Source organism: Paraburkholderia sp. 32 (assembly GCF_050435345.1).
Lineage (GTDB): Bacteria > Pseudomonadota > Gammaproteobacteria > Burkholderiales > Burkholderiaceae > Paraburkholderia > Paraburkholderia tuberum.
The window spans coordinates 1458161-1471840 of sequence record NZ_JBNDKD010000001.1 but is presented as its reverse complement, the minus strand read 5'-3'; the positions used below and the strand labels follow the sequence as shown (position 1 = coordinate 1471840).

General features: G+C 66.8%; 11 protein-coding genes and 1 pseudogene. 1 reads left to right on the top strand and 11 read right to left on the bottom strand.

Annotated features, from left to right (window positions below):
• Positions 1-54: 54 nt before the first annotated feature.
• Entirely contained in the window at positions 55-579 is a 525-nt protein-coding gene (locus OKW26_RS06985; protein WP_090807227.1) for a DUF6496 domain-containing protein, read from the bottom strand.
• Positions 580-774: 195 nt separating this feature from the next.
• Between OKW26_RS06985 and OKW26_RS06980 the strand changes: the two genes are divergently transcribed.
• The gene (locus OKW26_RS06980; protein WP_018423554.1) at positions 775-1026 is read left to right on the top strand and encodes a hypothetical protein; all 252 of its coding nucleotides are present in this window, start codon (positions 775-777) and stop codon (positions 1024-1026) included.
• A 128-nt stretch (positions 1027-1154) separates the two neighbouring features.
• Here OKW26_RS06980 and OKW26_RS06975 read toward each other — a convergent pair whose 3' ends face one another.
• From OKW26_RS06975 to OKW26_RS06930, 10 genes and pseudogenes are all read right to left on the bottom strand, one after another.
• Positions 1155-2363, bottom strand: coding sequence for an ABC transporter substrate-binding protein (locus tag OKW26_RS06975; RefSeq protein ID WP_090807229.1), 1209 nt, complete (start codon positions 2361-2363; stop codon positions 1155-1157).
• A 103-nt stretch (positions 2364-2466) separates the two neighbouring features.
• A pseudogene (locus tag OKW26_RS06970) lies at positions 2467-6115 on the bottom strand (molybdopterin cofactor-binding domain-containing protein).
• Positions 6112-6618, bottom strand: a complete 507-nt coding sequence (locus OKW26_RS06965) for a (2Fe-2S)-binding protein (RefSeq protein ID WP_090807233.1) — start codon at positions 6616-6618, stop codon at positions 6112-6114. Before OKW26_RS06965 ends, OKW26_RS06970 begins: the two are co-directional and overlap by 4 nt.
• A gap of 31 nt (positions 6619-6649) precedes the next feature.
• The gene (locus OKW26_RS06960; protein WP_090807235.1) at positions 6650-7849 is read right to left on the bottom strand and encodes an amidohydrolase family protein; all 1200 of its coding nucleotides are present in this window, start codon (positions 7847-7849) and stop codon (positions 6650-6652) included.
• A gap of 34 nt (positions 7850-7883) precedes the next feature.
• Complete coding sequence (locus OKW26_RS06955) at positions 7884-8597, bottom strand: ABC transporter ATP-binding protein (protein ID WP_429353086.1); 714 nt, start codon at positions 8595-8597, stop codon at positions 7884-7886.
• Entirely contained in the window at positions 8594-9403 is an 810-nt protein-coding gene (locus OKW26_RS06950; RefSeq protein ID WP_429353085.1) for an ABC transporter ATP-binding protein, read from the bottom strand. The genes OKW26_RS06955 and OKW26_RS06950 overlap by 4 nt, the downstream gene beginning before the upstream one ends.
• Positions 9400-11352, bottom strand: coding sequence for an ABC transporter permease (locus tag OKW26_RS06945; RefSeq protein WP_429353084.1), 1953 nt, complete (start codon positions 11350-11352; stop codon positions 9400-9402). Before OKW26_RS06945 ends, OKW26_RS06950 begins: the two co-directional genes overlap by 4 nt.
• Before the next feature lie 173 nt (positions 11353-11525).
• Positions 11526-12110 carry an amino acid synthesis family protein gene (locus OKW26_RS06940; protein WP_184024981.1) on the bottom strand — a complete coding sequence of 195 codons (585 nt, stop codon included), beginning with the start codon at positions 12108-12110 and terminating at the stop codon, positions 11526-11528.
• A 50-nt stretch (positions 12111-12160) separates the two neighbouring features.
• Complete coding sequence (locus OKW26_RS06935; RefSeq protein WP_184024978.1) at positions 12161-12751, bottom strand: amino acid synthesis family protein; 591 nt, start codon at positions 12749-12751, stop codon at positions 12161-12163.
• On the bottom strand, positions 12727-13665 hold the full coding sequence (locus OKW26_RS06930; RefSeq protein WP_429353083.1) for a UPF0280 family protein: 939 nt from the start codon (positions 13663-13665) through the stop codon (positions 12727-12729). The genes OKW26_RS06935 and OKW26_RS06930 overlap by 25 nt, the downstream gene beginning before the upstream one ends.
• Positions 13666-13680: the final 15 nt, after the last annotated feature.

The following is a 13680-nucleotide window of genomic DNA, read 5'->3' as shown; positions in this document are numbered from 1 at the left end:
ACGCGCATGCGTGCGCCGCTCTTTTTTATTGCTGCCGCTTTGCGAGCCGCAAGCTCAGTGATGCGCGCGCGACGCCCGCGTTTGCGCGGCCTTTTTCGCGGCAGCGGAGCGTCCAGCCGCGCCCTTCGTCGCAGCGGCCTTTTTGGCTGCGGCCGAGCGGCTCGCGGCTGGCCGCTTGGCCGCCGCCGACTTCGCCTGCTTCGACATCGCCGCCGACGACGCCCCGGCCTTGCTCTCGCGCTTGAGCACGCTCTCCGACACACGCGAGCGTTTCGCGCTCGACTCCTTGCTCGCACTCTTCTTCGCGGCGCCTTCGTGCTTGCCCGCCGCGCTGTCCTTCTGCGCTTTCTTGCGGGTCGCCTCGCTCGTGGCGCCCTTCTTCGGCGGCTTCAGGTCGACGCCCGCGCGCCGCGCCTCGGACAGCCCGATCGCGATCGCCTGCTTCGGCGAGCGCACGCCGTGCTTGCCGGCGCGGACCTTGTCCACCTGTTCCTTGACGAACTCTCCCGCTTGAGTACTCGCTGATTTGCCGGCGCGTTTATCGGCCGCGGCACGCTTCAAGGTTTTCTGCTCTGGCATGACGGTTCTCCGGTTGTGGGTGAGTCTCTATCATTCAGCAACGAGCGTGCCGGAGCGCCCATCCGCGCCATGCTCCGGCGGCGGTTGCGCGGCGGGACTCGCGTGCGTCGGCGGGACGGCGTATGGTGGTGGACATGGGACGGGAGTAAGCGCCGAAGCGCTAACTCAAATCGGCCGCCTTGCATGGAGACAGCCATGAAGATAGTTACGGTTCGCGCTGGCACACATATCGAGGGCGTGCACTGGATCGCCGAGTACGTCGAAGACGTCCACGAAATTCGCGTGTTCCGCGAGGGGCAGGAAGTGGACGTGCACAACGCGCCGTCCACACTGTTCGGCGATGAAGAAAACGCGGGCTCGAAAAACACCGCCGATCATCGCGCGATGGAAGCGGCCGTGCTCGCTTATCTGAAGCGCTTCGTCACGGAGCACGACGCGGAAGAGTAGGTTTCGCCGACGGCAACCGCCGTTTTCAAAGCCGCCCGCTCGTGGCAAAAGCCGCTGCGGACGTGCATTCACCAACACTCGCGCGGCCATTGCGCGGCAGTCACGACGGACCGCCGCGCGCCACGTCCTCAATCCGCCGGGCGCAGTTTCTTCACCTCGGCGTCCGATGGCTGCACGCTCGCGCCATCCACATAGCGGTACGACGTCATCACACCCTTGCCGTCCTTCACGCCGGTCACGCCGACATACGCGCCCATCGTCGACTGATTGTCCTGCGCGCGGTACATGATCGGGCCGAACGGCGTCTGCACGTTGAGCCCCTTGAACGCGGCGGCGAGTTTGTCCGGATCGGTCGAGCCCGCCTTCTTGATTCCGTCCGCGATCGACATCAGCGCTGAATAGCCGACCACCGAGCCCAGCCGCGGATAGTCGTGATATTTCGCCTGATACGTGTCGACGAACTGCTTGTTCGCGGCCGTATCGATCGAATACCACGGGTAGCCGGTCACGATCCAGCCGGTCGGCGCTTCGGCGCCGAGCGGATCGAGGTAGTCGGGCTCGCCGGTCAGCAGCGACACCACCGCGCGGTCCTTGAAGAGCCCGCGCGTATTGCCCTCGCGCACGAACTTGCCGAGGTCGGCGCCGAACAGCACGTTGAAGATCGCGTCGGGCTTCGCGTCGGCGATCGCCTGGGTCACGGCGCCCGCGTCGACGTTGCCGAGCGGCGTCGCCTGTTCGACGACGAACTGCACGTCCGGCTGCGCGGCCGTCAGCAGCTTCTTGAAGGTCGCCACCGCCGATTGCCCGTACTCGTAGTTCGGATACACGATCGCCCAGCGCTTCTTCTTCAGCTTCGCGGCCTCGGGCACCAGCATCGCGACCTGCATGTAGGTCGAAGGGCGCAGACGGTACGTGTATTTATTGCCATCGGCCCAGACGATCTTGTCGGTCAGCGGTTCGGCCGCGAGGAAGAAGATCTTCTTCTGCTTCGCGAAGTCGGCGAGCGCGAGGCCGGTGTTCGACAGGAAGCCGCCGAACAGCACCTGCACCTGCTCACGCGCGATCAGTTCCTGGGCGACGCGGATCGTGTCGCCGGGGTTGCCGTTGTCGTCGCGCGAAATAACTTCGAGCTGCTTGCCGAGCACGCCACCCGCCGCGTTCACCTGCTCGAGTGCGAGATTCCAGCCTTGCTTGTAAGGCCCGAGAAAGGCGGGTTGCGCCTTGTAGCTATTGATCTCACCGATCTTGATGGTCTGCTGGGCGCTCGCGCCGAGCGCGGCAAACGAGCACACGGTCGACACCATGAGGCGAGAGATCCATCCTGCGCGCGTGGTCATGCGTTTCTCCGTTATCAGAAGGAATGGTGGTTTTAGTCAGACATGCGAACCTGAGGACGTGCAAGCGCGTGGACCTGCGCACCTTCGGACGACGGCTGGCGGCTCATTGCTCGCGCGGTTCCGCGCGGATTCTGGCCACGTTCGCGGCGACGTCCTGCCATGCCGGCTTGCCGCCCGCGAACTGCGCGCGCAGGAACGACACGAGTTCGGCGACCTGGGCGTCGTTGAAACTGTCGCGGTAAGCCGGCATCGTACCGAGTTCGGGCCGCGCAGGCGAGCCGATGCCGTCGAGAATCACGCGAATCAGGTTGTCCGGCGCCGCGCCGTGCAGGTTCGTGTTCAGCGCCAGCGACGGATGTGCGCCGAACAACTGAGGTCCGCTGCCAGCGTGATGGCACGCGGCGCACGCGCCGTCGAAAAGCCGCGCACCCGCCGTGACCGGCGCGCCCGTCATCGCGCTGGCCTGTTCGTATTCGCGCGCGGTCGCGGCCGGATCGGCGTTCGGCTCCAGCGGATTGAGCGACGCGAGATAGACGGCCATCGCGCGGATATCGCTGTCGGGCAGCGCCGCGAGATCGCCGATCACCGGCGCCATCGGCCCGGCCGCGACGCCGTGCAACGGCGCGTGACCGTCGCGCAGATAGCGGAACAGTTCGTCCTCGCTCCACGGCACCGGCGCATTCGACAACGCCGACAGCGCGGGCGCTTCCCAGCCCTCGGCGCTGCCTCCGCCCATGAACGCCGCGCCGGTTTTCTCGGCGCCGAACACGTTGCGCGGCGTGTGGCACGCGCTGCAATGGCCAAGGCCATTCACCAGATACGCGCCGCGATTCCATTGCGCGCTCTGCGCGGGGTTGGCGGTAAACGCAGTGCGGCCGAGAAACAGGCCGTTCCATGCAGCCATCAGCGGACGCACGCTGAAAGGAAACGCGAGCTTCGTTTCGGGCGGCCGGCTGCGCACCGGCGTTTGCGACATCAGATACGCGTAGAGCGCGTGCAGATCGTCATCGGAAATGTTCTGGAACGACGTGTACGGAAACGCCGGATACAGCCGATGACCGTCGCGGCTGATGCCGTGCCGCATCGCGCGCACGAACGCTTCGAGCGACCAGTGGCCGATCCCGGTCTGGCCGTCGGGCGTGAGGTTGGTGCTGTAGACGATGCCGAACGGGGTCGCGAGCGGCTTGCCGCCGGCGTTCGGCACGCCGTTGTGGGCGGTATGGCAAACCGCGCAATTACCGAGCGACGCGAGCAGCTTGCCGCGCGCGACCAGTTCCGGCGCAAACGCGCTTGCAAGCGGCGGCGTGATCGGCGCAAGCGGCGCGCTGGAACCGGACGCGAACGACAGCGCGCCAAGCCAGCCGACCGCGCCCGCGGCCAACAAGCCGAAAAAGCCGCGCCGCCAGCGCTTTTTCCTGCGCGCCGCCGCCGCGTCTTGCGCCTGCGCGTCGGCGAGCGCGGCGCGGATCTTTTCCCGGCGTGAACGGCGGGCGACGGAAACGCACCCCCGTCGCGTCGTACAGCGCATTGGCGATGGCGGCCGCGCCGGGCAGCGACGCCGACTCGCCGGCGCCCATCGGCAGCTCGCCGTGGCGCGGCATCATCACGACGTCGATCACCGGCACTTCGCGGAACGTCAGGATCGGATACGCGCCCCACTCCTGGCTCGTCACCGCGTTGTCGCCGAAACTGACCTGCTCCTTCAGCGCGCGGCTCGTCGTCTGGATCACGTTGCCGTGAATCTGGTGACGCACGCCATCCGGATTGACCATCGTGCCGGTGTCCTGGCCGACCACGACGCGCGTGACCGCCAGTTCGCCGCTGTTGCGATCGACTTCGACGTCGGCGACCCACGCGGACCATGCGGCGCCGAATCCCGGGAATTTGCTGTGCACGTAGCGCGCGTACGCGATGCCGCGGCCGCGCGCGATGTTGCCGTCTTCGTCGTCCTCGCCGCGCGTTCTGAACGCGGGTTCGCGCGGTTCCCACCCGGCTTTCGCCGCGACCGCCTTGACGAGGTCGATCGCGCGCGGATCGGTCAGATGCCTGAGGCGGAATTCGACCGGATCGACGCCGGCCTGCTCGGCCAGTTCGTCGATGAACGACTCGTGCGCGAACGTGTTCGGCAACGCGGACACACCGCGCAGCCACGCGGCGCGCACGATCGGCGGCGTGTCGTCGCAGACGATGCGCATGCTGCGATAGTCGTACGGCGGCACGGCCGTACGGTCGCCCATCTCGAACACCTGCGGCTGCGCGGCAATCGTGCCGGTCAGCAGCAGCGCGAGCGTGGGGGCGTCGTTCGACGGATAGCGCGTCGCAAAGTCGTAGGCGGCCAGTTCGCCTTCGGCGGTGAGCGCGCCGCGTACGTCCATCAGTTGCGCGGCGCCCTTCGGTTCCCACGCGTGTTCGTCCTGGCGCGAGAGCTGCACGCGCACCGGCGCGCCGACCGCGCGCGACAGCAGCGCGGCGTCGGCGGCGACGTCGTCCGCGCAATTCCGTCCGTAGCAGCCCGCCGCATCCATCCGCACGATGTCGATGCGCGCTTCGTCGAGCGTCAGCAATAACGCGAGGTCGGCGCGCAGCGAATGCGGGTTCTGCGTGCCGGACCAGATTTTCAGCTGCGTGTCGTCGCCGCCTCCGTTGCGATAGTCCGCGACCGCGCACGACGGCCCGATCGATGCGTGCATCTGGAACGGCCACACGTAAGTGCGTTCCAACGTGCGCGACGGGTCTTGCGCGAGCGCCGCATCCACGTCGCCTTCGATCACCAGATCGCGCCGCGTCGCCGGATTCGCGCGCAACGCCGCTTCGACCTGCTCGCTCGTGTCGAGCGGCGGCAGGCCATCGACCGTTTTCCAGCGCACGTCGAGCCGCTGCGCCGCCTGTTGCGCAATCTCCTCACGCTCGGCGACGATACCGACGAAATCGCGAATCACGACCACCTTGACGATGCCAGGCAAATCGCGAATCGCCGCTTCGTTCACTTCCAGCAGGCTATGCCCGATGAACTCACCCTGCGCGACGCCCGCATAAGGCGGCCGCACCACGCGTCCATGCAGCATGCCGGGCACGCGCACGTCGTGCACGAAGCTCAGCTCACCGGTCGCCTTCGCGGGAATGTCGACACGCGGCGCGCTTTTACCGACGACGCGATACGCGTGCGGCGGTTTCAAAGGTGCATCGTTCGACAGCAGCAGTTCGACACGCTGGCCTTTGATCAGCTCGCCATAGTGAATGCCCTGCGCCGGGTCGCCATCGCGTGGAAACACGCGGCTGTCCTGCACGTCGAGATCGTTCGCGTCTACGTTCAGGCGCGCAGCCGCTTGCGCGACCAGATACTGACGCGCTTGCGCCGCCGCCTGCCGCAGCGGCACCGCCGAAATCTGGATCGTCGCGCTGGCGATCGTCGGTCCCTGGTTCGGCGCTTCGCCGGTATGGCCGAGCACGATCGACACACGCGTCAACGGCACATCGAGTTCTTCCGCGACGATCTGCGCGAGCGCGGTGCCAATGCCGGTGCCAAGATCCACGTGACCGTTGAACGCGACCACGCTGCCATCGTCTCGCACGACCAGAAACAGATCCGCCTCGGTCGGCACGAACGAAGAACGCGAACCCGGCTGGCCGCGCGCGGCCTTGACCGGTGCATGCGGCGGCCGCGCGACGAGCAGCACGCTGTGCGCGTCGTACAACTGCTTGCGCGACGGCGTCGCGCCACGACGATCGACGCTGAAGTCCGGCCCGGTCATACGCGCGCTCCGTCGTCCACGTCCGTTTGCGCGTCGAGCAATTGCGCCGCGCGCTGCACCGCGCGCACGATCTCGACATGTGTGCCGCAGCGACACAGATTGCGCGACAGCTCGCGCTGGATCGTCGCGACGCTCGGATGCGGATCGCGATCGAGCAGCGCCTTCGCGGTCATGATCATGCCGTTCAGGCAGTAGCCGCATTGCGCGGCCTGTTCGTCGATGAACGCCTGCTGCACCGGATGCAACGCGGTGCGCGTACCGAGCCCTTCGAGCGTCGTGATCTCGCGGCCCAGCGCAACTTCGGCGGTCGTCACGCAGGCGCGCGTCGGCATGCCGTCGAGCAGCACGGTGCAGGCGCCGCATTCGCCGAGACCGCAACCGAACTTCGGCCCGTTCAGCGCGAGATCATTGCGCAACAAGTAGAGCAGCGGTGTCTGCGCCGCCGCGCTGACCACATGCGTAGCGCCGTTTACCTTCAGCACGAGCTGAGCGGCGCGGTTCATCATGATGCGAGCACCCTGTCGCGCCGCGCGTTCACAGCACCACCGGCACTTCGGTCGCGGGCGGCGTATTGCGGCTGCGCCGGCAGCGGATCAGACCATCGATCATCACCATGCCCACGCCCGGAATATCGCCGAGCTGCACGCTTTCGAGCAGCGTGTCGGCGGCCGTATGCTGCGCGCGGTCCATGAACACGAGATCGGCGGGACGGCCCACCTCGATCAGCCCCTGGCGCAGGTGGCGCTGCCGCGCGGTATTGCCGGTCGCAAAGCAGAACGCGATTTCGGCGGGGACGTCGGCGAGGCTCGATATCAGCGCGATCATGCGCAGAATGCCGAGCGGTTGCACGCCGGAGCCGGCCGGGCTATCGGTGCCGAGAATGATCCGGTGCGGGCATTTCAGTTCGATCGCATGGCGCGCGGTCAGCAACGCGATCCGCTCGTTGCCGTTGTGGACGATTTCGAGCGCGCGGCTCGACTGCTCGCACAGATCGCACACGTGCCGGTACGACAGCGACGTATGGCCGCCATTGACGTGGCCGATCACATCGGCATCGGCGGCGAGCACCACGTCCCGATCGATCAGACCGGAGCCCGGAATCGACGGACCGCCCGTGTGAATCGTGCTCTGGATACCGTACTTGCGCGCCCACGCGACCATCTGTTGCGCTTCCTCGCCGCCCTTCACGCTGCCGAGGCCGACTTCGCCGAGCAGCTTCACACCGGCTTCGGACAGCTCCTTGAAGTCCTGCTCGACCATGCCCTTCTCGATCACCGGCGCGCCCGCCAGCACCTTGACGCCGCCACCGACGCCGGCCGCGCGCATGCCGTCGAACGAGCGCTGCGCGGTGATCGCGAGCGCCTTCACGCCGAGCACGTCTTTCGGACGGCCAGGCAAATGCACTTCGCCGGCCGAGATCATCGTCGTCACGCCGCCGTTCAGATTCGACTCGATCCAGCCGAGCTGATTCTGGCGCGGCGTCCAGTCGCCGAACACCGGATGCACGTGCGAGTCGATCAGGCCCGGTGCGACCGTCGTGCCCTTGCAGTCGACCGTCGTGCGCGCGCCTTCGAGATCGCAGTCTTTCTCGCGGCCGAGCGCGACGATCACGCCGTCGTCGATCACCAGCGTGTCCGCGTCGAGAATCGGCTGATCGATATCGCCCGACAGCAGCAGCCCGATGTTCGTTACCGCGACCTTGCCCGACAAGCCTGTCAACGTCTCTGCCGCCATCTGCCTCTCCTTTCGCCGACACTACCCGATGAATTCACACGCTCAGATAAGCGCGCCTCACTGCTTCGTTCCGTGCGAGTTCGCCGATCGTCCCGCTGAAACGGATCTGCCCTTTCTCGAGCACATACGCGCGGTCGCTGACCAGCTCGGCGAAGTGCAGATTCTGTTCGGATAACAGAATGGATAGCCCTTCGCGTTTCAGTTCGAGAATCATGTTCGCCATCTGCTCGACGATCACCGGCGCGACGCCTTCGGACGGTTCGTCGAGCAGCACCAGATACGGATTGCCCATTAGCGTGCGCGACACGGTCAGCATCTGCTGCTCGCCACCGCTCATCTGGCCGCCGGGGCGCTTCGGCATTTCGCCGAGATTCGGAAACAGGCGGAACAGCTTGTCGGGCGTCCATTGCGGCGCGCCTTCGCGCGGCGGCTGGCGGCCCGTGTCGAGGTTTTCCATCACCGTCAGGTCCGCGAACACGCGGCGGTCCTCGGGCACGAAACCGACGCCCATGCGCGCGATCTTGTACGGCGCGTGCGCGCTGATGTTCTGGCCGCGAAACGTCACTTCGCCGTGGCGGCGCGGCAGCAGTCCCATCACCGCTTTCATCGTCGTCGATTTGCCGGCGCCGTTGCGGCCCATCAGCGCGACCACCTCGCCGCGGCCGACTTCGAGGCCGACGTCGAACAGGATGTGGGCGCGACCGTAGAACGCATTGAGGCCGGAGACTTTCAGCATCGGTTCGCTCATTGCAATGCTCCACGATCCCGCACGCTGCCTGACGCCTCTTGCAGTGGCGCGTGCGGCCGGAACGTCTTGCCGGTGCCGAAATAGACCTCCTGCACGCGTGCGTCGTTGCGGATCGTGTCGGCGTCGCCTTCGGCGATCAGCTTGCCGCGCGCGAGCACGATCATCCGGTCGGCGTACGCGAATACGACGTCCATGCTGTGTTCGGTGAACAGCACGCCGATCTCGTGTTCGGTCACCAGACGCTTGGTCAACGCCATCAATTCGTTGCGCTCCTTCGGCGCCATGCCGGCGGTCGGTTCGTCCATCAACAGCAGCTTTGGCCGGTTTGCGAGCGCGATCGCAAGCTCGACGCGCTTCACGTCGCCATACGCGAGCACGCCGCACGCGCGCTTCGCGTGCGCGCCCATGCCGACCTGTTCGAGCAGCGCGAACGCTTCGTCGGCGTGGTGCGAGGCCGCTGGCTTCCAGAGGCCGAAGGTCTTTTTCTCGCGCGACACCAGCGCCATTTGCACGTTTTCGAGCACCGTCATCGAGTTGAACGTCGCGGCGATCTGGAACGTGCGGCCGACGCCGCGCCGCCAGATATCGCGCGGCCGCATGCCGACGAGTTCATGACCGTCGAGCAGAATCGAACCCGACGACGGCTGCAACTGGCCGTTGACCATATTGAAACAAGTCGATTTGCCCGCGCCGTTGGGGCCGAGCAGCGCCAGCAGTTGACCCGCTTCGAGATCGAATGAAACGTTATCGACCGCCTTCAGTCCTCCGAACGATCTCGACAGACCGCTTACGCGCAGCAGGCTCATAGCCCCTCCTTGACCGCGGCGGCCCGTTGCGACGGCGACGCGGCGCCGCCGTTGGTCTTGTCGGCCTGATCGCCGTTCGCGTCGCCGAAACGCTCGCGAATGAAGCCGACGATACCCTGCGGAAACGCGATCACCAGCAGCAGGATCGCGAGGCCGAGCAGCGCCTGCCAGTAGTCGGTCTGGCGCGCGACCGTATCCTGCAGCCACGTGAACACGGCCGCGCCGACGATCGGCCCGCTCAACGTCTGCAAGCCGCCGAGCAGCACCATCACGAGGCCATCGACCGAGCGGCTCACGCTGATCACTTCGGGCGAGATGTTGCCCTTCGAAAACGCGTACAGCGATCCGGCGAGTCCGCAGAACAACGCCGCGATCACGAACGACGCCCACTGAACCCGCTTCACGTCGATGCCGATCGCCTCGGCGCGTAGCGCGGAATCGCGCGACGCGCGCATCGCATAGCCGAGCGGCGAGAACAGCATGCGGCGCAGCAGCCACACGCCGAGCACCGCGCACGCGAGCGTCAGGTAGTAGAACGCAACCGGCGACGACAGCCAGTTCGACGGCCATAGACCGAGAATGCCGTTGCTGCCGCCCGTCACGTCGTCCCACTGGAACACGACCGACCAGACGATCTGCGCGAACGCGAGCGTCAGCATCGCCAGATAGACACCAGACAGGCGCACGCAGAACCAGCCGAACACGAGCGCGCCCACCACCGCGAGCAGCGGCCCGAGCAGCAACGCGGCTTCCATCGGCAGATTCAGCACCTTCAGAAACAGTGCCGCGCCGTAAGCGCCAAGTCCGAAGTACGCGGCATGGCCAAACGAATGCAGGCCGCCCGGACCCATGATGAAATGCAGGCTCGCCGCGAACAGCACCGCAATCAGGATTTCAACCAGCAGCACCGGCATATACGGAAACGCGTTGGCCGCGAGCGGCGCCAGAACCAGCACCAGCAACACGAAGGCGGCCAGCCCCTTCAGACGCCTGCCCGCCGGACGCAATGGCGTTTCCGGCGTACCCATCGCGCGCACCGCGGCGCTCGCGCGGCCGAGCAGACCCCAAGGCCGCACCACCAGCACGACCGCCATCACGACGAATTCGGCCACCAGCGTGAAGCGGCTCAGCGATAAACCGATGCCGAAGATCGTCACGTGCCCGATACCGATGCACAGCGCCTTGATCTCGGCGATCAGCAACGCCGCGACGAACGCGCCCGGAATCGAACCCATGCCACCGACCACGACGACCACGAACGCATTGCCGATCGTCTCGAGGTCGAGCGACAGGTTCGCCGACATGCGCGGCCCTTGCAGCGCGCCGCCGAGTCCCGCGAGAAACGCGCCGACGAAGAACACGCCGGTAAACAGCCACGCCTGATTGATGCCGAGCGCGCCGAGCATCTCGCGATCCTGCGTCGCGGCGCGCACGAGCGTGCCCCAACGCGTGCGCGTCAACGCGTACCACAGCAGCAGCAAGACGACCGGACCGATCACGATCAGCGCGATGTCGTACGTGGGCAGCGGATGGCCGAGAAAGTCGACCGCGCCCGCGAGATGCGGCGCGCGCGGACCGAACAGATCGTCGGGGCCCCAAAACCATAGTGCGGCGTCGCGAAAGATCAGCACGAGCGCAAACGTGGCGAGCAGATGGAATAACTCCGGCGCCTGATAGATCCGCCGCAACACGACGATTTCGACGAGCGCGCCCAACACCCCGACCGCGAGCGCGGCGGCGAGCACCGACAGCCAGAAGCCGCCCGCCGTGTGGCCAAAGCGGCTCGCGATGCTATACGCGACGTAAATGCCGAACATATAGAACGAGCCGTGCGCAAAGTTGACGATGCGCGTCACGCCGAAGATCAACGACAAACCGGCGGCGACCAGAAACAGCGTCGACGCGTCGGCGAGTCCATTGACCAGTTGTACCAGCAGATTCGAAAGCATCGCGACCCTCGGCAGCTCGCCGAACGGCGCGCGCGCAACATGCGCAGCGGCCCGATCGGCGGACGTTGCAGCGCGGGCGGCACCATGCGCGCCCGCGTCAACGGCAGGACACTACCAGCGAAACAACCCGCAAAACAAGCGACGGCAAACAGGCGGCTGAAAAAAACGATCGCTCAGCGCAGGCCGTCCTCGCCTTTGATCTCGTTCGCCTGCAAGCCGCCGATGCGCGGCAGCGGCCGGCCCGACGCGGTCACCGCGACCGCCACGACGATTTCGTTCGCGCGCGGCGCATCGGCCACGCGCGCCTCGATCGCGTCGAAATGGCTGCGCACGTAGGCGGCGTCCTTGTGGCCGAGCGGCACGTCGATCGCGGTGCCCAGGGTGCCGATCTTCTTCGCCGACGGCACCAGCGCGGCGCCCTTCTCGACCGCCGCGCGCAGCGGCGCGCCGAGCTTCGGATGCAGGATCGCGGCCGCATGTTCGAGCTCGCCCGCCTCGCCGACGATCGCCGCCTTGCCGTAGCTTTGCGCTTCCCCGGGCGCGATGCCCAACGCCTCGACACAGCGCTTGCCGAGCAGCGCGCCGAGTTCCTCGCCAGCTTCGATCAGCGCGTCGAGCTTCGCCTCATAGCGGCCCGCATACGGATTATCGATCACCGCGATCGCGACCGCGCGGCGCGCGGGCGGCTCGACGGTCTGGCCCATTTCGATGCGTGTTTCGTCGACCTGCACGACCAGCTTCCGAAGCCTGATTGCCATTTGCGCTCTCCGAGTTTCGTTGCCTTGCTGTATGGTTGCCGCGCGCCGCTTCAGCGCAAGCCATCCTTGCCGACGATCGCCTCTTTCGCGAGGCCGCCCACCCGCGCATGCACGCGCTGCCCCGTGCTCATCACGAGGATGTAGACGATCTCGTCGGCGGCGGGCGCGCCGGGCACGCGTACTTCGATCGCATCGAAGTGGCTGCGCACGTAGCTCGCGTTGACATGCGTGAGCGGCACGTCGAGCGCGGTGGACGGCGCGCCGACCTTCTTCGTCGACGGTACGATCGCGTGGGTCGGCACGCCGTGCTTTTCGAGCAGCTCGCGCATCGCGTAGCCGCCGGGCACATGCCATAGCGCGCCGTGCTCGAGTTCCCCGCGCGCGCCGACGATCGCGCCCTTCCCATAGCTTTCGATCGACGCATGCGGCACCGCCATCGCCGTCAGCAGCCGCTGCGCCATCTCGAAGCCGAGCGGTTTCAGCGCTTCCATCGCGGGTTCTATTTTCGGCTCGTAGCGGCCCGCGAACGGATTCGTCATCACCGCGGCGATCGCGCCTCGTCTGAGCGGCTGCGCGGGCGCGGGGCCGAACTCGTGGAAGATGTCTTCGACGTGCGTCAGCACGCGGCGTATTTCGAACACGGAGCCTCCGTTGTCAGTGAAGCGCGCGTGGTGGACAACGCGCGTGAATCGTCGATGCCGGTGACCCGCGCCCGTCCTTGCAGGAACAGCGCGGCGCCTTCGATCAAACCCTGGTCGCGCAACCGCTTCGCGACATCGACGCCGCGCGCGAGCGCGAAATCGATCAGCGGCTGCGGCAGACGCGGCACGTCGACGGTCACCAGCAGATCGCCGAGATCGCTATCGTCCTTCAGCGACGACGCCGGACGCCGCACGATTCCCGCATGGTCGAGATCGACCGCGTTCGCGATCATCGTCGCGGCGGCGTCGGCGCTCGCGGCATCGCGCGCGAGCACGGTCACGCTGTCGGCGATGCCGAGACTGAAGCTGCGGCCGCGCCAGCCGCTCGTCGCGACGCCGCGAATCGGCTGCCGAGCGTCGAGCGTCAGATGCGCGTCGAGCGCGGGGTCGTGCGCGAAACGCGTGCCCGAAATTTGCGCGAGGTCCGCCAACACGCCCACCCGATACTTCTGCCCCGCCGCCAGGTGCAGCGCGATGTCGCCACCGTTGTTGATGAACGCACGCGCGATGCCGTCGCGCGCGAACGCGGTGATCAGTTCGTCGGCGACGCTGCCCGCGACCGCCGCCATCGGCGTGATGAAGCTCGAACGATGCGGATGACACGCACGCCACATACGCGTCGCGACCGGCCCTCGAAGCGGGCAATCATGTCGTGCCGCCACAGCCTGCACTGGTTGCCGAAGCACGTTCAATTCGCGGACCAGCTCCTCCAGCACAGGACTGAAGCGCTCCCAGCATGCGTCATATGCGGCACGCACCGCGTCGGGCTCGCCGTCGGCGCCGAGGATCAGGTCGATCGGCCCGTGCTGCCAATGCCAGCGGTGTTCGTCGAGGCGGGTTCGGGTGGGGGTCATCGCGTGATTTTTAGT